We start from the raw sequence: 21,369 nt of genomic DNA on the forward strand, positions 1-21,369 counted from the left end.
AATTTAGTCGATATTATACTGCTCGATCTGGGCCTTGTTCTCCTCTTCGGAGGTGGGAAGTCCGATGCGGTCCATCGTAATTCCATTCACGCGTTCAGCCAGTGCGCCGGCCTGCTCATCTTCCCCGGCCATGTAGTATATGCGCTGAAGAATGGTCAAATGGCTGATACTGTACCCGATTTCGTTACCCAAACTTTGCCGCTGTGAGACCACGTTTTGAATTTGGCTACGCAGTCGTCCCTGTGCCTCCAAATCAGCACTTTGTTTTGCACTTTTAGCTGCAGCATCCAGTTCCATGATGCGGTCCTGTAGCCGGTCGTACCGCTGCATGTGATAGGAGAGGTCGTCGATAATCTTTTCGGTACCTTTTTCAGCAAGTTCCAGCGCATTGTCGGTGGCATCGTTTTTGGCGTAGGCATAGGCGTACAGCACCAGGGAGTTCACATTATCCTGTACGTGGTGAAAGGGAATCTTCTGCTCACCCCAGGCCAGCCATTTGGCGGCACTGTCGGGTTGGCCCATCTTGTTGAATGTTTCTGCCAGCTGGGTAATGCCATACCGGTAATTTCCGAGCATGCGGCGAATATTCTCGTCAAAATAGACATCCGGGTTATTCCATTCTCGGAATCGAAACTTGTTAAGTCGATCGGTATGAATATCCGTATTCATCCAGCCATAACCACCCGCCCCGGAATGTTTTTTGGGGACAACACGAAAGGCTTTCCCCTCGAAACGGAAGTAGGAGTGAAGGTTCATCTGGCTGGAAGGGGAGACCGTATTGGCAAAATATACCGGCCGTACCCACTGGTTGGTTTCGAGGATGTCCAGAATTACCTTGTCCTGCACCTGCGTGTAGTAACGCGGGTTGCCCTGCTGATCCTGTCCCGCAGACCGTCCCTGGTAGTACCAGCTCACCTCATTGTCAAGCGAATCTACCGGCATGCCAAAATCGGTGCCTTCCTGGTACAGCTGCAGGGAAGTATCCGGCTTGACCCCGATTGCCTCTTTAAACGCGTTGTCCCCGGAAAAAGCGTTGCGAAGAAGTTCTTTATTTACGGGGATGTTGATCGTATCAGGCTCGTGTAACGTGAGGCTCTGCGTGATTTCGCTGATCTCCTGGTCCGTCAGGGATATCGGCAGCGGGGCCGACTCATGCGACCACTGGTCGCGCAGCTGCTTGATATACCAGTCGGTGTTGAGCAGGCTGAGGCAGACGATCCGCACATCCGTTCGCACGCCCTCCACTTCCTGGAGGTACCAGAGGGGGAAGGTGTCATTATCCCCGTTGGTAAAAAGGATGGCATTCGGAGCCGTTGACTGCAGCAGGTTCCATGCGTAGTCGGGAGCGACATAACGTTCGCTTCGGTCGTGGTCGTCAAAATTCTGGTATCCCATCCAGAGCGGGGCAGCCGCCAAAAGCAGCCCGAGCACTCCGTAGGAGAGATACTTGTTCCCGCGGGCATATTCCTTAATGAGCTCGACGATGCCCACCCCTCCCATGCCGATCCATATGGCAAAAGCGAAAAAGGAACCCACATACGCATAATCACGCTCGCGCGGCTGCATCGGGGTTTGGTTCAGGAAAATGATAATGGCAAAGCCGGTCATTATGAATAGCGCGAGGACTGAAAGAGCACGCTTCCAGTCTTTCTGGAAGTGGAAAATCATGCCGAATAACCCAAGCAGGAACGGGATGTAGAAATAGCTGTTGTGAGCGGGATTGTCTTCATACGGGCTCTCGGAAAATCCGGCCTGCCATCCCGTATCCTGGATATCGGCCTCGCGGCCAATGAAGTTCCAGTTGAAATACCGGATATACATGTGGTTCAGCTGGTAGTCCAGAAAGTAGTCCCAGTCGCTGCTGTATTCCGAGTATTGTTGAAGATGCTGCGGGGAATAGCGACGCGGGAAAAAGACCTCCTGCTGCTGGTTGATGCGCCCCTGCGCATTATCATAGGTATGGCCGGTCAACAGCGGCGTTTGCCCGTATTGTTCCCGTTCAAGGTAGCTGATGAACGCCTCGACGGTTTCAGGGTCGTTCTCGTCGATGGGAGGATCAGCTATGGAGCGGATAAAGATGACAGAATAGGACGAATACCCGATGAGAATCATGGTATAGCTGAGCATGACAAGATTTGCAATACGGTGCCCCCGCGTGTGGGTATAATAGAGTCCGTAACAGAGCCCCCCGATAATCAGGATTATAAAAAAGACGGGACCGATCAGTCCGTAGCTGGCCCGGGTGATATTATCAAGGATACTCGGGAGCATCTGGACGGTGAAGGGGTAAATCACCAGGAACGAGATCACCGAAACAACCCCGACGGCAGCCATCGACAGAAGGGTCACATCCTGCTTTTTGAAATAAATAACGAGTGCGACAAAAAACAGTGCGAGCAGATTCAGCAGGTGTACGCCCAGGGCCAGTCCGAACATGTAGGCAATGAGAACCAGCCAGCGTTCGCTGTATGGTTCTTCGTGGTGTTCAGACCATTTGAGGGCCATCCAGACCACGGCCGCGGTAAAAAACATGGAGAGGGCATACACTTCCGCCTCCACGGCGTTAAACCAAAAAGTGTCGGTTACCATAAAGGTGAAGGCACCGAGTATCGCACCGCCAAACATCCCGATTTTATCGGATCCCGTCATTGCATCGGGATCTGGTTGCCATTCCCGCACCAGCCGTACGATGATCAGGTACAGGAGCATGACCGTCAGGGCGGACGCCAGCGCACTAATAAAATTGATGCTTACGGCCACATAGGAGGTGGGCATAAACATGGAAAAGATGCGTCCCAGCAGGGAATAGAACGGTGCTCCCGGCGGGTGGTTTACTTGCAGACCATGTGCAACGGCAATAAATTCTCCCGCATCCCAAAAACTTGCTGTGGGCGCCATGGTAAGCATATAAAGGACGAGGGAAACGAGAAAAACAAAAAGAGCGAGGGTGCGATTGGTCGATTTGTGATCGTTAAACATCCGGTGATTTTATCGGGTTTACTTAACTAATTTAAGGTCAATAATTAGCGTGAACGCAATAATAGGCATCGGCTGTATGGAATCAAAATAATTAATAGATGCCCGTCGGGACCCCTTTACATGTACGAAGAAAACAGAACGAGCAAGATTTTGAGTTATTTTATCTGGAACGGCAAGTAGAATAGATCGGGTTAAAATTCTTGCCGCCGCTGCTCCATAAAATCGCTGAAAGGTTGAAATCGGCCCGCTTGCCTGTCTGCTTAAAATTGGTTAAAAAGGAATTTACGCGGGAACCATGTAATCGATAATAATTATCACATGCCATCAACAACATCGGGTAAAAATGAACTCTTTTCCTCGAAGCTGGGACTTATCCTGAGTGTACTGGGCATTGCCGTTGGCACCGGTAACATCTGGCGATTCCCGCGGATTGCGGCGCAAAATGGGGGTCAGGAGGGGGCAGGGGCGTTTCTTATTGCGTGGGTCTGTTTTCTGTTCCTGTTTTCTATTCCGCTTATTATTGCTGAATACGGAATTGGGCGGCACGGGCGCAAAGGGGTTATAGGTTCATTTGTGAATCTTGTGGGAGAAAGATTTGGCTGGATGGGAGGATTTATCGGCTTTGTGGCTACCGCCATCATGTTCTATTACAGCGTTGTCGCCGGGTGGTGCCTGTACTACCTGATTGCCTCCATCACCGCGGGTCTGCCCGAGACAATGGTCCATGCCGACATGATGTGGGAGGGGTTCCAGGACTCCCTGCTGCCCCTGGTGATGCATGCTCTTATGATCACCGGCGGAGGGTATGTGGTAGTAAAGGGGATTGCATCAATCGAGCGAATAAATAAAGTTTTAATCCCCTCATTGCTTTTGGTACTCATTGTTTCTCTGGTACGATCCCTGATGCTGCCGGGCAGCGAAGCCGGTCTGCAATATCTTTTTACGCCCGACTGGTCTACTCTGGGCAAACCAGAACTGTGGCTGGAGGCTCTCACGCAAAATGCGTGGGATACCGGGGCCGCCTGGGGACTTATCCTAACCTATGCCGCCTACATGCGAAAGCGGGATGATATCACGGTCAGCGCCTTTCAGACAGGGATCGGGAACAACCTCGTTTCGCTGGTGGCCGCCGTTATCATATTTACAACGGTTTTTGGTACGCTCTCACCCCAGATGACCAACGGGGAGATTCTCAATGTGATGAAAACCTCGGGTCCGGCTTCCACCGGGCTGACGTTTATCTGGATGCCACAGCTCTTTTTCAAGATGCCGGCGGGAACTGTTTTTGCCATATTGTTCTTTCTGGGACTCACTTTTGCGGCCTTCAGCTCGCTGATCTCCATGATTGAGCTGGCCAGCCGTGTTCTGGTTGACCTGGGATTGCAGAGAACCAAAGCAACGGTTGCGGTATGCACGACGGGATTTTTGTTTGGTTTGCCCTCGGCTATCTCGGTCGATTTCCTTGCAAACCAGGATTTTGTCTGGGGAGTCGGACTGATGGTTTCCGGGGCGTTTATGTCATTTGCCATCATAAAATTTGATCCTGCAAAATTTCGCAATACCCTGGTCAATACCGACAACAGGAGATACACGCTGGGGGCATGGTGGGAGGTGGTTATCAAATATGTGGTACCGGTAGAGGTGGTATCCCTGCTGGTATGGTGGATCTATTTGAGCGCTTCAACATATGCTCCCGAGAGCTGGTACAATCCACTTAGCTCATTTTCTGTTGCTACCGTTGTCCTGCAGTGGGGCGTCGCCATGGGATTACTCTGGTTTTATAACAAGAAATTATCCCGGAGGTCAAAATAAAGACAAATTACGCCCGGTGGTATGGATTCTTTCCCTCTTATAGAAACAAACAGAATTCGCCTGAGAAAGCCCAACGCTGGGGATATCCCATGCATTACAAAATACGCTAATCATCCCCGTATTTCAGAGATGACGCTCAGTATTCCCTATCCATACAGGGAAAAAGATGCAATATCGTGGGTGCATATGGCCAACAAGGGCTTTGAAGATCGATCAAAGTATCTGTTTGCAATCTGCAAACTGGCCGATGACGCCTTCCTAGGTGCAGCGGGATTGGAAGTTAACCCCCGGTTCAACCGTGCAGAGCTGGGATTTTGGATCGGTGTTCCATTCTGGGGAAACGGATACGCGACTGAGGCCGTGGGAGCGATACTAGAATTTGGATTCAATCAAATAAACCTTAATAAAATTTACGCGATCCACCTGGTAAAGAATCCCGCTTCAGGACGGGTAATGACTAAAAACGGGATGGTTAAAGAGGGCACGCTTGCAGACCATATTAAAAAAGGCGACCGGTATTGTACCGTCCTTCAATACCGCCTGACCAAGAGCGAATACACCAGAAAGTAGCAGTACGAATTTGATGGACAAAATAAGTTTCAGGAACTTAATTTAGTGGCTTAAGTATAGTAAAAACAGTATAATACAAGCCTGAAAAGAGCACTTCTTTTACCACTAACCATATCCGCATATCATGAAAAAGGAAGTTGGTTTACTAATACTGTGTATGGTAACGATTTCTTCTGTTGTTTTTTATAGCTGTACAGAAGAGGGCACCAGTCGCAATGAACTGGCAGACCTTGCCAAAGCTGCGTTTGTTTCGCTGGATAGCAAGGTAGACAAGGGAACAGCCGTCACGTTTCAATATGACACTGAACCCTCCACCGAGCCGCTGGCTCCGCTGTTTGATAATCTGGGTGATCACCATTACCCGGTTTCCACGAGTAACGACCTGGCCCAGGCCTATTTTGACCAGGGGTTAAAGCTTGCTTATGCCTTTAACCACGCGGAGGCCCATCGTTCCTTTACCGAAGCGGCCCGGCTGGACCCCGGCCTTGCGATGGCGCACTGGGGACAGGCGTATGCATTGGGACCCAATATTAATGATCCCTTCCCGGATGATCAGCGCAAAATCAACGCCTACCACGCCATCCAGCAGGCGATCGACCTGATCGACAAGGTCACCGAAAAGGAACAGGCGCTGATTTTGGCCCTGGCAGAGCGGACCAGTCCCGAGCTGCAGTTCGACCTCCATACCCTGAACATGGCCTACATGCAGGCGATGCGGGAGGTCGCCGAATCCTACCCGGAAGATCCCGACCTGCTTACTCTTTTTGCGGAGTCGGTGATGAATACCATGCCCTGGAACTATTGGGATAACGAGGGAAACCCCAACCCCGGTACACTTGAGGCAAAGGAGGCCCTGGAAACTGCGATGAAACTGAATCCGCGTCACCCCGGCGCTCATCATTTTTACATTCACATGGTTGAACTTCCGCAGCCGGAATTGGCCGTGTCCAGTGCCGAAGTGCTGGGCGGATTGATGCCCGCCGCGGGTCACCTGGTGCATATGCCGTCACACATTTTTATCAGGGTGGGCCGCTATGAAGATGCGGCAAAAGCCAACATTGCAGCCATCGCTGCTGACGAGGATTACATTTCGCAGTGTTACTCCCAGGGAATGTACCCGCTTGGCTATTTCCCGCATAATATCCACTTTTTATGGTCGGCCGCAAGCTTTCTGGGAAACAGTGAAACCGCAATTGAAGCAGCCCTGAAAACAGCTGAGAAGGTCCCGGTTGGCATGCTCAATACGCTGGCGTTCTTGCAGGATTACTATTCCACGCCGCTATTGGCTTACCTTCGTTTCGGAAGGTGGAATGATATTCTGACAATTCCCGATCCCAGCCCCTACAAGCACAACTTGGTTGTTTGGCACTACGCGCGGGGCGTCGCTTTTGTCCGGAAGGGAAATATAAAAGAAGCAGAAGAGGAGCTGAGGGCTCTTAACATGTTGATGGAGGATCCCGAGCTGGAGTCACTGGTGGCAAATTACACCAATCCCACATCGAGCATAGTAAAAGTGGCCCAGCGTGTGGTAGCTGGTGAAATTGAAGCAGCCACCGGAAATTATGATGAGGCGATTCGGTTGCTTGAGGAGGGAGTTGAGTTCGAAGATATGCTTGTGTATAGCGAACCTGCTGCCTGGCACATCCCCGTTCGACAGACGCTGGGAGCCGTGCTGCTGAAAGCAGGCCGGGCCGCCGACGCTGAGCAGGTGTATCGAGAGGATCTTGATAAACTGAAGAATAACGGCTGGTCTCTCATGGGACTTTACCAAAGCCTGAAAGCACAAAACAGGGATGAGGAAGCCCAAAAAGTCAAACAGGAATTTGACCGCGCCTGGGCCCAGGCCGATATTGACATAGCCTCATCCGTACTCTAAGCAATGAAATTTCATTCTAAAAGAGGACCTGCCCGGGATTACAACCCGGAACCCGGGCAGGATCCATTACATTGCTATACTGCAAATGTTGAGGAGACAATAAGCACACTTCCATTCACAAGATACCTAAATCCGGGATAAACCCTGCTCGACAGACTTTCATACAGGTGCGGCAGTATTGGGTTTTGATTCAAAAAATGTAATACATTTGGTAATCCAAACTCGCTAACACAGTTATTTTATCTATACTATGACAAATAAATACACACGTCGCAGCTTTTTAGAAAACATTACATCCGCAACAGTTGCAGCAATGGGGATGGGATCATTGCTCTGGAGCTCCCGTGGCACCCCGGATGTCCAAGCTTCTGATATCGGCCTGCCTGACGGAGCAACGATCCTGTTCCAGGGTGATTCCATTACCGATGCGGGGCGAGAGAGGGAGAATGATGCTCCCAACCATCCCGGGGCCCTCGGGCACGGGTATGCATTCCTTGCAGCAGCCGAACTTCGTTACGCGATGGCGGCAAAAAAATTACGGTGTTACAACCGGGGCATCAGCGGGAATAAAGTTTTTCAGCTGGCTGACCGCTGGCAGGAAGACTGCCTGGACCTAAAGCCGGACCTGGTGAGCATTTTGATCGGCGTGAACGATTTTTGGCATACCCTGAACGACTACGACGGAACAGTAGAAATCTATGAAAATGACTTAAAAGCTCTTCTGGAACGAACTAAACAGGATCTGCCGAATGTGACATTGGTTATCGGTGAGCCTTTTGTTGTGGACGAGGGCACAGCCGTGGATGACCGCTGGTTCCCCGACTTCAGCGCATACCAGCAGGTGGCACGTCAGGTGGCCGACCAGTTTGGGGCGGCATTCATCCCTTACCAGCAGGTCTTCGACTCCGCATCCAGCCAGGTGGAACCTGTCTACTGGACTGCCGACGGCGTTCATCCTACAATGGCGGGCGCTGAATTGATGGCCCAGGCGTGGCTGGAGACGGTAAAGAGGCTTTAAGGCCTTCTTATTTGGTTTGAAACGCGTTTACCGGTTAAATCTCCCATTTTTATTTCGAAGAATGATACCCGGACTATTGTCCTGTGAGTAAATTCTCCTTCCTCCTTCTCCAGAGGAACTCGCTGCTCAAGCCTCGTTAAAGAAGCAAGCAGGAAAAAGTCTCTCTGGAACTGGCGGGGAAATGAATCGAAACCGGGGATCTGATTTGTCTCCATCCAGTAAAGTACAAGTTTTGGCAGGTAGTGAATGAAAGGGATCTTCACAGGACTGCTATTTTGTTGGAGGTGGTTTTACCACCGACCTTATTACCCTTTAAGCGGGAGTAGAATTCCCTGAGAACGAGGAACTAACCCGGATTTATCACCGAGAAATTTGTTTTTCAGCAAGGCAAAGGGCCGTGCAGGCGTACGTTGGTACGTTGAGCCGGTGATTTGTCCTTCAACGCAGCTGAAAGGCCACTTTCGCCGCCTATCACAGACTGTAATGATAATTGGGCAGTAAGAAATGGGATAAGTTATGGTCATCCATGAAGTTACATGATGTTTATCCAACATACTCGTGAGAAATCCGGGCTAAGGGTTTGCATTGGTCCTCTTAACGGCTCTCTTGGAATGCCCGCTGTCAAAACGTAATGCTCATCCCTTCCTGGATATCATGAGCTACACAGAAGCCACCGTTGACCTCTACCACATATTTGGCCGGTTCTTCTGACACAAAATTGTTTTCAGTAAACGGCTGGGTGTTGTGATGGATACGGACAATCTCCATTTTCTCGTTAATAAAAATAATATCCAGAGAAAGCGGGGTGTTTGCCATCCAAAAGCTGCGCGGCTCTTCGTTGTCAAAGATGAACAGCATGCCCTTGTTTTTCGGCAACTGGTTTACATCCATTAAACCGGCGCTGCGTTCAGCGTCATTGTCGGCCACGGCCACATCAACGGTGACAATGGATTCGCCTGATGAGCTCAGAAAGGTAACCTGACGGGTATAATCGAGGGTACGTCCCCGTTGTTGAGATTCGTTTGAACGGTCCGACTTTTGGGAGTGGCATCCCAGAATCAGTAAAGGAAACAGAAGCAGAGGCATTTTTTTGAGGACGGGCGGGCAGAAAGACCGCATCCTGCTGATCAAGCTAATAATCATGGCGGTGTATCAGTCGTATTTTGAATTCATTTAAAACATATTGGGTGCATTAATCCGGATAATCAGAAGGTCCCTGTGCTGCTACTTAACAGGAGAGAAATAGATGGTTTTTTGCACATCACCTATCTCATACCTGTCATCTTAAAAGTGTTCCGTATTTTTTATTTCCTGGCAACAAGGGTTGAGATGATCCGGAATTCAGCACCCCTTGTAAAGGCGGACTTTGCAAAGCTCCCGAACCGGGGCAATCTAAAATGAGAGAAAATCCTGACCTTTTCATCCGTATAGTATACTAACTGAAATTCAGCAATTCACTAATTCAGAGTACGTCTTACAGCTAACGAGGTGTACAAATTAGCTATTCCCGGCCCTAAATCAATAAAAAATATTCAGGGATGATTTAAACAGGCTTTGCACCTGTCAAGAGCGCTTTGTAAACCCGTTGTTTCCCAATTCCGGTATTTTCGCGTATTCGAAATTCTTATTTATGAGGCATAAACTGCGATTTCGAATGCGCTCAGGCTGTGGTATTGTACAAAATCCTGATTTTCCAAAGCATTCTGTCAAAATTGAAGCCGGGGTTAGAGTGGAGCTAAATGGTTGTGCGACGCAGATATCCCGGCAATTTGTATATATGGAAGCTTGTTGCCACCCCCGGCCCCGGTTTTGGCTCTGCGGTTTAAACCGCGGGCCCGGAGCTCGCCTGAAATCACTTTTGGCAGAATTGCTGAGATCCTTCAGTATTGAGGCGGAGCGGCCAGGTGGGGTCGTAGTTGTAATTTAGCCATTTTCAGGGTATCTTACGTTCCATTTAAGTGAGCGCCGGGAGGTTCTCACTTTTTTTTGTACTTAAAGCTCGAAGAACGGTGACAAACGAGGTTATTGCACAACTGAAAGAGTTGGCCCAGTCGGTTCTTGAAAGAACCGATTTCTTTTTGGTGGATGCCGAGGTAAAAGGCGGAAATGAAACCATAATCTGGGTCTATATTGATGCCGAAGATCGCGGTGTCAATATGGATGAGTGCGCAGAAATAAGTAACGAACTGAGTTTTTTACTGGATGCACACGAAATTATAAATGGAAAGTATCGCCTGAATGTCTCTTCCCCCGGGTTGAGCCGCCCGTTGACGGATCGGCGCCAGTATCCCAAAAACAGGGGAAGAAAGGCACGGATTAAATACAAATCAGATGGAGAATACCGTAAGGTGGAAGGGATTCTCCGGGAAATTGATGAAACATCTATTTTTGTTGAGAAAGAAGATGGCTCAACCCAGGCCATCGGGTTTGATCAACTGGTAGAAACCAAGATCATTCCATCGATTAATTAGAGATTAGAGTGAGGAGCTAAATACATGGACAACGATATTTCAAAACAGATTGTACAGTCATTTGCCGAGATCGCAAAAGATAAAGATATCGACAAGGATCTTTTGCTCTCCATCCTGGAAGATGTATTCCGGACCATGATTCGGAAAAAATACAATGAGAATGATGACGCGTTCGAGGTGATCATCAACGCCGACCGAGGCGATATCCAGATTCTTCACATCCGCGAGGTGGTGCCCAGGGAGGAGTTCACCAACGAAGTTACCGAAATCACTCTTGAAGAGGCTCAAAAACACGATCCAGATCTCGAACTCTATGATGAGTTTGCCCAGGAAATTTCAATCCAGGACTTCGGCCGCCGGGCGGTAATGATGGCCCGCCAGCAGCTGGCCCAGCGGATCCGGGAGATTGAAAAGGACAATATTTTTGAGGAGTACAGCGATCGGGTCGGAGAAATTGTGCTCGGTGACGTATACCAGGTGCGCAACAAGGAGATCCTGGTCAATCACAACGGGGTGGAGCTGGTACTTCCCAAAAGTGAACAGATTTACAAAGACCGGTACCGCAAGGGAGATACGATCCGGGCGGTGGTCAAGGAGGTTCGTCGGCAGGGAGGAACCCCGGCGGTTATTATTTCCCGAACATCCCCGCTGTTTTTGGAGCGCCTGTTTGAAAATGAGATTCCGGAAGTATATGACGGCATAATTGAGCTGGTGGAGATCGCCCGCGAGCCCGGAGACCGTTCAAAAGTGGCGGTGCGCTCGCACGACGAACGGGTTGACCCGGTGGGCGCCTGCGTGGGCATGAAGGGGATCCGGATCCATGCGATCGTCCGCGAGTTGCAAAATGAGAATATTGATGTGATAAATTATACTGACGACAAGCACGAATTCATCAAGCGGGCCCTGCAGCCGGCCAAGGTTCTGCGTGTGGAATTAAGCTCCGACGGCTCGCACGCTGATGTTCTGGTGCCGGCCGACGAGGTGTCGAAGGCGATCGGCAAGGGGGGCGTTAACATAAGGCTGGCTTCCAAACTGACCGACACAGAAATTGATGTCTACCGTGAAGTGGAAGAGGAGGATGACATCGATCTGCAGGAATTTGAAATCGACTTTGGTCCGCAGGTGATCGAATTGCTCCACGATATCGGATGCGATACCGCCCGTGCCGTACTTGAACTGGACGAGGAGGAGATTGTCCGGCGCACGGAGGGAAAAATAAATGAACAGGAGGCTGAGCGTATTATTGATATTATCGCCTATGAGTTTGAAGATGAGGAATAGCCTGTAACTCTCCCTCGTCGGTATTTGAAAACAGGTGAATACTTTTTTCTAAATTACTTTAAATACACTTTATATCTGAATATCTTACGGAGCTACTCAGGTATATCGATAAAATATTTTTATGACCAAAAACAACAAGCCAAAAAAGCTTTTTAAAGTAGCCTCGGAATTTAATGTGTCTACGCAGTCTATCGTAGATACGCTCAGGGAAGAGGACTTTAAAGTTGACAACAAGCCAAACTTCAAAATCACCTCTGAAATGTACGAGGTGTTGATAGAGGTGTATGGGGCCGACAAGGAACGCAGCAGGGAGCATGAAAAAGCGCGAGAGGCGTATGAAAGCCGGCGTGAGCAGATCAAGGCCAGCCGGAATGAAAGCGTTTCCATCGAGGATTTTCTCGAACCTATTGACGAAGACCTTCCGCTTGAACCTGAAGATGAAGAAGTTGAAGAGGAGCCGATAGCCGGTCTCAAGCCTCAAGACGACGATGAGGAGCAGGAGGACGTTGAAGCGGTTCAGGAAGAAGCAGACGAAGATATTGAAGAGGAGAAGGTCGAGGCCCGATCCGGCCTGCCCGATGATGAAAAAGAGCAGGAAGAGGGTAAGGCTGAATCTGAAGTCAAGGAGACTGCAAAAGAAGAGGAGAAAGAGGATAAAACGGAAGCCGAGCCTGCCGAAGAAGTGTCGGCCAAAGAACTGGAAGAAAAAGAAGAGAAGCCTGAAAAAACGGTCGCTGAAGATCAAAAGCCTGAAATAACAGCAGCCGAAGACGAAGATGAAGATACCGGCGATGAAGATGATGAAACTGATACGGAAGCTGAGGCCGGCGATCAGGACGAGGACGAGTATGATGAAGAGTACGACGAGGATGAAGATGAAAGTGAAGAAGAGGAGGACGAGGAGGAAGACGAAGAGGGAATAATACGAGGCCGGGCGGGTCGGCTGAAAGGAACGCGGGTCGTTGGAAAAGTAAATCTGGGTTCCAAGAGCTCTGGCAAGCGCAGGAAAAAAAGGAAGCGCAAAAAAGACCGTTACGATGATGACGATGAGTCATCCAAAGGGCGTAAGGACAAGAAAAAGAAGAAGGATAAGAAGAGTAAAAAGAAGAGAAGCCGTCGCAGAGATCGCGTTGATGAGGACGATGTAGAGAAGAAGCTGCGCGAGACCATGCAGAAGATGAAATCCTCCGAAACGGTAGGCAGTAAACGGCAGAAGAGACGTCGTCAACGCCGCGAGGAGCGTGAGGAGGAAGAACAGCTGCAGGCCGAACTTGAAGAGCTGGAAGCAGACACAATTGAAGTTACCGAATTTGTTACCGTAAGTGATCTTGCCGATCTGCTGGGAGTAAAAGCAAATGACGTGATCACCACCTGCATGAATCTCGGCATGATGGTCTCTATCAACCAGCGCCTGGATGCCAGCACCATTGAACTTGTCGCCGAAGAGTATGACAAGGAAGTGGAGTTTGTCGACGCCGATGAGATGATTGAAGAAATTGAACTTGAAGAGGATGACCCGGAAGATCTTGAACCCCGGGCTCCCATTATTACCGTGATGGGGCATGTCGATCACGGTAAAACTTCGCTGCTCGATTATATCCGGAAGGCCAAGGTGGCCGAAGGCGAGGCCGGCGGTATTACCCAGCACGTGGGTGCCTACGAAATTCAGACTGATGACGGGCGCAAGATCACCTTCCTGGATACGCCGGGTCACGAGGCCTTTACCGCGATGCGATCTCGCGGGGCGCAAGCCACCGACATTGTTATTCTTGTTGTTGCGGCCGACGATGCCGTGATGCCGCAGACGATCGAGGCTATTAACCATGCGAAAGCGGCTGGTGTATCCATCATTGTCGCTATCAACAAAATGGATAAACCGGGGGCCAATCCAGATAAGATCAAGCAGCAGCTGGCAGAACATGATGTGATTGTCGAGGAATACGGCGGTACCAACCAGGCGGCACTGGTGTCAGCCAAAACCGGCGAAGGCATCGACGACCTGCTGGAGAAGGTACTCATCGAAGCTGAGCTGATGGAGCTGAAAGCCAACCCGGATCGCCGGGCTGATGGCGTGGTTCTGGAATCCAGGGTCGACAAAGGAAAAGGAACAGTGGCCAACGTCCTGATACAAAACGGCACCCTCAATGTGGGGGATCCGTTCATTGCCGGGCCCTGCTTCGGTCGTGTACGCGCCATGGAAGATGAGCACGGAGCGCGCGTGGAGCATGCCGGTCCTTCTACCCCTATCCAGTTGATGGGCTTTGATGACATCCCGCAGGCCGGGGATAAGCTGGTGGCTACGAAGGATGAAAAAACAGCAAAAGAGATCGCCAATCAGCGCCAGCAGATCAAGCGGGAGCAGGAGCTTCGCAAGACCAAACACCTTACGCTCGACGACTTGTCGCGGCGAATGGCGCTTGGCGAGGTTTCTGAACTCAACATTATTATCAAGGCTGACGTGGACGGTTCTATTGAAGCGCTCTCCGGGTCCCTCCAAAAATTGAGTACCGAAGAGGTGGGAATCAATATTATCCATACCGGGGCGGGCGCTATTACCGAATCTGATGTTCTGCTCGCCTCCGCTTCCGATGCTATTATCATTGGATTCCAGGTGCGGCCAACCTCGAATGCACGCAGTGTTGCCGAACAGGAAGAGATCGACATCAGGCTGTTCAGCGTTATCTATGATGCCGTTGAAGAAGTCAAGGATGCGATGGAAGGGCTGTTGTCGCCTGAAATTTCTGAAAAACTTGTCGGAAATGCTGAGGTCCGGGAAATCTTTAAAGTCTCCAGCGTCGGAACCATCGCAGGCTGTTACGTAACCGATGGCAAGATTGTCAGAAACAACCCGGTGCGGATTGTTCGTGACGGTGTCGTTATCTATGACGGTGAGATCGACTCGCTTAAGCGATTTAAGGAAGATGTAAAAGAGGTGCAGACCGGCTATGAGTGCGGTATCAGCATCGTCAACTACAACGATCTTAAGGTCGGAGACGTCATCGAAAACTACGCGGTTGTCGAAGAGAAACGAACCTTGGAAGATGCCCGCAAAAGCAGCTGATCGGTGCAGGGTCCGGGTTTTACCCCACGGATAAGCTTTTCTAAAAAAAATAAATTCACCAATGAGTATTCGAACTGAACGGCTGGGAGCGGTAATACAACGTGATCTCGGGAATATCATTCAACGGCAGTACCAGAAACCCGGCACGTTTATCACGGTTACAGCCGTACGTATGACGGAAGACCTGATGATAGCCAAAGTGTTTATCAGTATTTATGCGCCCGGGCGGGATGAGGATGCGATCTACCATCATCTTGAGGAACACCTGCCGGCCATACGGAAGGAACTGGCATCGAAAATTCGCCACCAGGTTCGTAAAATTCCGGAACTGAATTTTGTGAAAGATGAAACCGCCGACTATGTAAACAAAATGGAGAATCTGTTTGAAAAAATTCGACGTGAGCGCGAGCAACGTAATAATGATCAACAGGAATAGGGGTCATGGGCAGAGGTATTCCGCTTTCCAAGCTCACCTTTTTTTCAAAATCTAATCCTCCCACCTCGTCCTATCATTATAATTCCGGGGCTGCTTTTCTTGTCAATAAGCCGAAAGGGTGGACCAGTTTCGATGTGGTTAAATATCTACGCAAAGCGCTGGATGTTAAAAAGGTCGGCCACGCCGGTACCCTCGATCCGATGGCAACGGGTTTGCTGATTGTGTGCTGTGGCAAGGCGACCAAAAGTATTCAGCAGCTGCAGCGCCTGGAAAAAGTGTATACCGCTGAGATCACTTTCGGTGGCTCTACCCCCAGTTACGATGCTGAAACCGATATCGAAAAAACGGCACCGTACGAACATATTACCCGGCAGCGCATCGAGAAAATACTCCAAACTCATTTTTCAGGCACCATCGAGCAGGTCCCCCCGATGTATTCGGCTCTCAAGTACGGGGGAAAGCCGCTCTACGAGCTGGCCAGGGAGGGAAAAGAGGTGAAACGCCATGCCCGGCAGGTCACGATCCATCAAACCGAAATCCTCGACTTCAATCTTCCGGTGCTGAAACTGAGAATTCGGTGTGGAAAGGGGACCTACATCCGCTCAATGGCTCACGATCTGGGCATCTACCTGGAGAGTCTGGCGTACCTTTCCGCACTGGAACGAACAGCTATCGGCGACTATTCAAATAGCGATGCACTTACAATTGATGAACTTGGCAACATGGAATTATCATAACTATGGCAGAACTCGTATTCCTGGAAAATGTGGAACGTGATCTAAATTCGGTGGTAACCGTGGGTACTTTTGACGGGGTGCATAAAGGCCACCGGGTTCTTATGGAGACCGTCCTGAAGAAGGCCGAAAAAAGAAACGCCCGCAGTGTTATCGTGACCTTTGACCCGCATCCGAGAGAAATCATAAGTCCCGGCGAAAAGGGAATCAAGCTTTTGACGACGCTTCAGGAACGCCGCGAGATACTGGAGGACCTGGGCATCGACAAGATGGTCGTCATTCCATTTGACCGCGATTTTTCCCTGCTGAGTTCCGAAGAATTTGTTGAAGATATTGTCTACAAGAAGATCGGAGTAGGAGAATTCGTCATCGGTTATGATCACCATTTTGGCCGCAACCGGGAGGGAACCATTGAGACCATCGAAAAATTGGGTAACCGGCTCGGTTTCGATGCCTATGTAGTCTCCAAACAGGAGGTCGGCGATAAAACGGTAAGCAGCACGGCCATACGGCGCGCTATCAGCGAGGATGGGGACATAGAGCTGGCGACGGACCTTCTGGGACGCTATTATATGCTGAATGGCACCGTAATCCACGGAGACAAGCGCGGGAAAGAGATCGGCTATCCCACCGCGAATATAAAGCCGGAGCATCCCAACAAGATCATTCCGAGAGACGGGGTTTACGCCGTAAAAGTGCGCGTGGAGGGAACGTGGTATGGCGGAATGATGAACATCGGGACCCGTCCCACATTCAACGGGGAGGATAAACGAACCCTTGAGGTCAATATTTTTGAATTTGACAAGGAGATCTACGGCAAGACCATCCAGATACGGTTTGTAAAGCGGATCAGGAATGAAACAAAATTCAACGGGGTGGAGGAATTAATAACCCAGCTTGGAAAGGACAAGGAACAATCGATTGCCATATTAAAGAATGCCTGAAATATTGCAAACGATCTGTATATAGTTTATCTTTGTTGGCTAATATTGAGGTAAAAGTATCTATCCTTAACGACTGAATAATTAAGAATCACTAGCAGATGTCAATAACGAAAGAACGAAAAGAAGAGATTATAGAAAAGTTCGGCGGTTCCAAGGAGAATACGGGCTCAACCGAAGCGCAAATTGCCGTATTCACTGAACGAATCAGCCAACTGACCGAGCACCTGAAAGAGAATGAGCAGGATCACGCCTCCAGACGTGGATTGCTTCAGATGGTGGGAAAGCGGCGTCGCCTGCTTAACTACCTGAAAAAGAAGGATATTGAAAAGTATCGTGAGCTAATCAGCGAACTTGGACTCAGAAAATAATTTTCTTTAAAGCCGGGGCACGTTGTTTCAACGTGCCTTTTTTCTATGTATGGTATGGCCAGCAACTATATATGGTTTTGCCCCGGCGGCAGGTTAGAAAAGGCCTTTAAACATGTTAGTTTGAATTTTTGACGCAGATAAAATTATGGAACAAAAAGTAAAAAATATTGAGTTTGCACCCGGTAAGACACTGTCAATAGAGACAGGCCGCTTAGCCAAACAGGCAGATGGTGCAGTTGTAGTACGTATGGGCGACACAATGGTCTTGTGTACCGCTGTAAGTGCCAAGGAAGCAAAACCGGGACAGGACTTTTTCCCGCTAACGGTTGATCTCCGGGAGAGCTTCTCGGCCGGCGGACGATTTCCCGGTGGATTTATCAAACGCGAGGGGCGGCCTTCAGACAAGGAGATCCTGTCCAGCCGACTGATCGATCGCTCTATTCGCCCCCTGTTTCCCAATGGGTATTACAATGAAACCCAGATTATCTGTACGGTAATCTCCTCAGATGGCGAAAATGATGGTGACGTGCTTGGTGCGGTAGGAGCTTCGGCAGCACTGCATATTTCCGACATCCCGTTTGAAGGCGGGCCCATGGCGGAAGTGAGAGTAGGCCGCATCGACGGAGAGTTTGTCATCAATCCCACGATCTCCGAACTGGAAGAAAGTGACATCGACATGATCGTTGGCGGTACAGCCGACAGCGTTATTATGATGGAGGGGGAGATGGAGGAGATCTCCGAGGCGGAAATGCTCGAAGCGATCAAAGCCGGGCATGAAGCTATTCAAAAATTGTGCGAGTTCCAGGAACAGCTGCGCGAGGAGTTTGGCGTACCCAAGCGTTCGTTTGAGCCGGAAGAGGTCGATGAAGAGCTCAAGAACAGGGTTTACGAACTGGCTCAGCCGGAAATTCACGATATCGTCACCACCGGACTTGGAAAAGAGGAGTACAGCGACCGGCTGAAGGCGGTTAAAGATGAAACGGTTGACAAGCTGGTGGAAGAAGATGAAGAGCTGGCCGAAGAGGAAGATACGATCCGCAATATCTGCAAGGATATTGAAAAAGAGGAACTCCGCGGACTGATACTAAATGAAAAACGCAGAATTGACGGTCGCAGCCCGGAAGATATCCGCGATATTTGGACGGAAGTGGGATATATGGCCCGAACACATGGTTCGGCGATCTTTACACGGGGAGAGACCCAGTCGCTGGTTTCGGTAACCCTGGGCAGCAAGAAAGATGAGCAGGCCGTAGATACGCTGTTTAACGAAGAGGCCAAACATTTCTTCCTGCATTACAATTTTCCCCCGTTCAGCGTGGGTGAAACGGCATTTCTGCGGGGACCGGGACGGCGTGAAATCGGCCACGGTCACCTTGCAGAGCGCGCATTAAAGAAAATGATGCCCTCGTTTGATGAATTTGGCTATGTCATCCGCGTAATATCTGACATTCTCGAATCCAACGGTTCCTCGTCGATGGCCTCTGTTTGTGGCGGCTCGATGGCCCTGATGGATGCGGGTGTACCTATCAAAAAGCCGGTGGCCGGCATCGCCATGGGAATGATCGTTGGGGATGATGATAATGCGGTTGTTCTCTCTGATATTCGTGGTGAAGAGGACTTTATGGGCGATATGGACTTTAAAACGGCAGGGACCCGCGAGGGGATTACTGCCACTCAAATGGATATGAAGGTGCAGGGCATCTCATTTGAAGTACTCGAGCGTGCACTGGAGCAAGCGCGGGTTGGACGCCTCCATATTCTGGATAAAATGAGTGAGACCATCAGCGAACCCCGCGAGCAGCTTTCGCGCTTTGCACCGCAACTGCTCAAAATGGAGATCGATGCCGATGACATCGGGGCCGTTATTGGGCCGGGAGGCAAAGTGATTCAGGGTCTGCAGCGCGAAACCGACACGGAAATTCACGTGGAGGAAGATGAAGAGCGCGGCAAGGGACTGATTACCATCTCCGCCGACAGCCTTGAGAAGGCCGAGACCTGCCAGAAACGTATCAAGGAGATCCTCGGTGACCTCGAAGAGGGAGCTATTTACCACGGTACGGTGAAGGCGATCAAAGATTACGGCGCTTTTGTTGAGATTGTACCTGGAAAAGATGGGCTGCTTCATGTCTCTGAGATCAATCACTCTCATGTCAAAAATGTAAGTGATGTGCTTTCTGTCGGTGACGAGCTCGACGTAAAGCTGCTCAAAGTAGAACGGGGCGGTAAACTCAGACTGTCCAGGAAAGCACTGATTCCTGAAAACGGCGATGAAGAGTAAGCTTTTTGTTTAGTTAATTTCACACCTAAAACGGATGCCGTTCTTTCTGATCTCAGAAAGAACGGCTTTTTTTATAAATTAAATGCCACTGCACAGACGGTAAATCATTAAAAAAACAGAGTAGAGAATAAGTAGAGATTTATTATGACCTCAATGCGCAATGTGAATGAAATTGATTTTGTTGAAAAAACAGATCTTGATAACGGCCTGACGATCGTTACCGAAAATATCGAAAGCGTAAAAAGCGTTACTGCCGGCATCTGGGTCAAAACGGGGAGCAGAAACGAGACCGCCGCCCAGGCGGGGATTACCCATTTTTTGGAGCATATGCTGTTCAAAGGTACGGAAAGCCGCTCTTCGTATGATATAGCGATGAGCATGGAATCGGTGGGCGGGTATCTGAATGCATTCACCTCATCAGAATATACCTGCTACTATGCCCGATGTCTGAATACGAAGCTTGATCGCGCCCTGGATGTTCTTGCCGATATGGTACTTCATCCCACATTTCCAAAAGAGGAGATTGAAAAAGAAAAAAAAGTAGTCATCGAGGAGATGAAAATGTACCGCGACAGCCCGGATGACTACCTCTTTGAGGAGTTCAGTGGAAGCGTGTTCAAGGATCACCCGCTCGGGCGGCCGGTGATCGGCTATGAAGACACCGTATCAAGTTTTGACCGCAGCGACTTGTACGATTATATGGATGACCGGTACCAGCCGTGGAATCTGCTGGTGGCAGTTGCCGGCAACGTGGAGCATGAACGGGTGGTGGATGAGGTGAGCCGGTACTTCGGGGAGTTACCGGCACGCGAGAAAAAGGAGCAGGAGCAACCCCTGAATGAGTATGAACCACAGCGGCAGACCTATACCAAGCCTATCGAGCAAACCCACCTGATTGTGGGGCGAAGAGGCCTGGATTTCGATCACCGCGACAAATACCGGCTGCTGCTGGCCAATACCGTGCTGGGAGGGGGGATGAGCTCCCGGCTGCACCAGAATATTCGTGAAAAGTTTGGCTACTGCTACTCAATCAACACGTTTAACCAGTCCTACAAGGATACCGGGTTGTTTGGAATCTATGTGGGAACCGATCTGGAATATGTGAATCACGTACGCGAATTAATCGATAAAGAGCTCCGGAAATTACAGGAGGAGACCATCGGCGGACAGGAGATGCAGGAAGCCAAGGCGCAGTTGAAGGGAAAGCTGGTGCTGTCGCTGGAAAGTACGAGCAACAGGATGTCTCGGTTGGCGAAAAGCGAACTGTATTATAACCGTTATATCACAATCGATGAGCTGATCGCGGAGATCGACCAGGTGGAAGCGGGGGAGATCAAAGCTTTTGCAGAAAATTTCTTTAATACAGAACTCTATTCTGAAGCGTTGCTAATACCTGAAGGTGCAGATTGATGGAGGATACCTTTTAGCCGGATAATTCGCAATTGATTGGGTGCTCTGAAAAATGCTGTTTTTGTGAATCCCGGGTCGGTTGGCAAATAATCGAGATATAAAAAACATCCGCCCACAGACGGTTAAGTACT

Annotated in this window: 16 protein-coding genes; 13 read left to right on the forward strand and 3 right to left on the reverse strand. The window is 49.8% G+C overall.

Annotated elements, in window-relative coordinates; all coding sequences use genetic code 11:
* Positions 1-3 precede the first annotated feature (3 nt).
* Positions 4-2,979: a DUF2723 domain-containing protein gene (locus ACG2F4_RS13650; protein ID WP_395261436.1), complete on the reverse strand. Its 2,976-nt coding sequence runs from the start codon at positions 2,977-2,979 to the stop codon at positions 4-6.
* A 318-nt stretch (positions 2,980-3,297) separates the two neighbouring features.
* On the opposite strand from ACG2F4_RS13650, the gene ACG2F4_RS13655 reads away from it, so the two are divergent.
* The 4 genes from ACG2F4_RS13655 to ACG2F4_RS13670 all read left to right on the forward strand — a co-directional run bounded on the left by ACG2F4_RS13655 (position 3,298) and on the right by ACG2F4_RS13670 (position 8,255).
* Entirely contained in the window at positions 3,298-4,791 is a 1,494-nt protein-coding gene (locus ACG2F4_RS13655; RefSeq protein ID WP_395261437.1) for a sodium-dependent transporter, read from the forward strand.
* Positions 4,792-4,812: 21 nt separating this feature from the next.
* Positions 4,813-5,361 carry a GNAT family N-acetyltransferase gene (locus ACG2F4_RS13660; protein ID WP_395261438.1) on the forward strand — a complete coding sequence of 183 codons (549 nt, stop codon included), beginning with the start codon at positions 4,813-4,815 and terminating at the stop codon, positions 5,359-5,361.
* 124 nt (positions 5,362-5,485) lie between these two features.
* Positions 5,486-7,237, forward strand: a complete 1,752-nt coding sequence (locus tag ACG2F4_RS13665; RefSeq protein WP_395261439.1) for a hypothetical protein — start codon at positions 5,486-5,488, stop codon at positions 7,235-7,237.
* Between the two features lie 319 nt (positions 7,238-7,556).
* Positions 7,557-8,255, forward strand: a complete 699-nt coding sequence (locus ACG2F4_RS13670; RefSeq protein ID WP_395261440.1) for an SGNH/GDSL hydrolase family protein — start codon at positions 7,557-7,559, stop codon at positions 8,253-8,255.
* Here the strand turns inward: ACG2F4_RS13670 and ACG2F4_RS13675 are convergent.
* Both ACG2F4_RS13675 and ACG2F4_RS13680 read right to left on the reverse strand, forming a co-directional pair.
* Complete coding sequence (locus ACG2F4_RS13675; RefSeq protein WP_395261441.1) at positions 8,252-8,470, reverse strand: hypothetical protein; 219 nt, start codon at positions 8,468-8,470, stop codon at positions 8,252-8,254. The genes ACG2F4_RS13670 and ACG2F4_RS13675 overlap by 4 nt on opposite strands.
* A gap of 406 nt (positions 8,471-8,876) precedes the next feature.
* The gene (locus ACG2F4_RS13680; protein WP_395261442.1) at positions 8,877-9,341 is read right to left on the reverse strand and encodes a DUF192 domain-containing protein; all 465 of its coding nucleotides are present in this window, start codon (positions 9,339-9,341) and stop codon (positions 8,877-8,879) included.
* Positions 9,342-10,264: 923 nt separating this feature from the next.
* Between ACG2F4_RS13680 and rimP the strand changes: the two genes are divergently transcribed.
* From rimP to ACG2F4_RS13725, 9 genes are all read left to right on the forward strand, one after another.
* The gene (rimP, locus tag ACG2F4_RS13685) at positions 10,265-10,726 is read left to right on the forward strand and encodes a ribosome maturation factor RimP (RefSeq protein ID WP_395261443.1); all 462 of its coding nucleotides are present in this window, start codon (positions 10,265-10,267) and stop codon (positions 10,724-10,726) included.
* A gap of 24 nt (positions 10,727-10,750) precedes the next feature.
* Positions 10,751-12,007, forward strand: coding sequence for a transcription termination factor NusA (nusA, locus tag ACG2F4_RS13690; RefSeq protein WP_395261444.1), 1,257 nt, complete (start codon positions 10,751-10,753; stop codon positions 12,005-12,007).
* A gap of 121 nt (positions 12,008-12,128) precedes the next feature.
* Positions 12,129-15,068, forward strand: a complete 2,940-nt coding sequence (gene infB / locus ACG2F4_RS13695) for a translation initiation factor IF-2 (protein ID WP_395261445.1) — start codon at positions 12,129-12,131, stop codon at positions 15,066-15,068.
* 61 nt (positions 15,069-15,129) lie between these two features.
* Positions 15,130-15,504, forward strand: a complete 375-nt coding sequence (gene rbfA / locus ACG2F4_RS13700) for a 30S ribosome-binding factor RbfA (RefSeq protein ID WP_395261446.1) — start codon at positions 15,130-15,132, stop codon at positions 15,502-15,504.
* A gap of 5 nt (positions 15,505-15,509) precedes the next feature.
* Positions 15,510-16,241 (forward strand): tRNA pseudouridine(55) synthase TruB, encoded by a 732-nt coding sequence (gene truB, locus ACG2F4_RS13705; RefSeq protein WP_395261447.1) that lies wholly within the window; start codon positions 15,510-15,512, stop codon positions 16,239-16,241.
* Between the two features lie 2 nt (positions 16,242-16,243).
* On the forward strand, positions 16,244-17,182 hold the full coding sequence (locus tag ACG2F4_RS13710; protein WP_395261448.1) for a bifunctional riboflavin kinase/FAD synthetase: 939 nt from the start codon (positions 16,244-16,246) through the stop codon (positions 17,180-17,182).
* Positions 17,183-17,280: 98 nt separating this feature from the next.
* Entirely contained in the window at positions 17,281-17,550 is a 270-nt protein-coding gene (rpsO, locus tag ACG2F4_RS13715; protein ID WP_395261449.1) for a 30S ribosomal protein S15, read from the forward strand.
* Between the two features lie 145 nt (positions 17,551-17,695).
* A complete protein-coding gene (gene pnp, locus ACG2F4_RS13720) occupies positions 17,696-19,828 on the forward strand; it encodes a polyribonucleotide nucleotidyltransferase (protein ID WP_395261450.1) in 2,133 nt (710 codons plus the stop codon).
* A gap of 144 nt (positions 19,829-19,972) precedes the next feature.
* Positions 19,973-21,238, forward strand: coding sequence for a M16 family metallopeptidase (locus ACG2F4_RS13725; RefSeq protein ID WP_395261451.1), 1,266 nt, complete (start codon positions 19,973-19,975; stop codon positions 21,236-21,238).
* Positions 21,239-21,369 lie beyond the last annotated feature (131 nt).

Source organism: Halalkalibaculum sp. DA3122 (assembly GCF_043951865.1).
In the GTDB taxonomy this organism is placed as follows: Bacteria; Bacteroidota; Rhodothermia; order Balneolales; family Balneolaceae; genus JAMQKA01.

Coding starts and splice junctions, on each gene's coding strand:
- ACG2F4_RS13650 (WP_395261436.1), bottom strand. CDS start 2,979: ATGTTTAACGATCACAAATCGACCAATCGCACCCTCGCTCTTTTTGTT.
- ACG2F4_RS13655 (WP_395261437.1), top strand. CDS start 3,298: ATGCCATCAACAACATCGGGTAAAAATGAACTCTTTTCCTCGAAGCTG.
- ACG2F4_RS13660 (WP_395261438.1), top strand. CDS start 4,813: ATGGATTCTTTCCCTCTTATAGAAACAAACAGAATTCGCCTGAGAAAG.
- ACG2F4_RS13665 (WP_395261439.1), top strand. CDS start 5,486: ATGAAAAAGGAAGTTGGTTTACTAATACTGTGTATGGTAACGATTTCT.
- ACG2F4_RS13670 (WP_395261440.1), top strand. CDS start 7,557: ATGGGATCATTGCTCTGGAGCTCCCGTGGCACCCCGGATGTCCAAGCT.
- ACG2F4_RS13675 (WP_395261441.1), bottom strand. CDS start 8,470: ATGGAGACAAATCAGATCCCCGGTTTCGATTCATTTCCCCGCCAGTTC.
- ACG2F4_RS13680 (WP_395261442.1), bottom strand. CDS start 9,341: ATGCCTCTGCTTCTGTTTCCTTTACTGATTCTGGGATGCCACTCCCAA.
- nusA (WP_395261444.1), top strand. CDS start 10,751: ATGGACAACGATATTTCAAAACAGATTGTACAGTCATTTGCCGAGATC.
- infB (WP_395261445.1), top strand. CDS start 12,129: ATGACCAAAAACAACAAGCCAAAAAAGCTTTTTAAAGTAGCCTCGGAA.
- rbfA (WP_395261446.1), top strand. CDS start 15,130: ATGAGTATTCGAACTGAACGGCTGGGAGCGGTAATACAACGTGATCTC.
- truB (WP_395261447.1), top strand. CDS start 15,510: ATGGGCAGAGGTATTCCGCTTTCCAAGCTCACCTTTTTTTCAAAATCT.
- ACG2F4_RS13710 (WP_395261448.1), top strand. CDS start 16,244: ATGGCAGAACTCGTATTCCTGGAAAATGTGGAACGTGATCTAAATTCG.
- rpsO (WP_395261449.1), top strand. CDS start 17,281: ATGTCAATAACGAAAGAACGAAAAGAAGAGATTATAGAAAAGTTCGGC.
- pnp (WP_395261450.1), top strand. CDS start 17,696: ATGGAACAAAAAGTAAAAAATATTGAGTTTGCACCCGGTAAGACACTG.
- ACG2F4_RS13725 (WP_395261451.1), top strand. CDS start 19,973: ATGACCTCAATGCGCAATGTGAATGAAATTGATTTTGTTGAAAAAACA.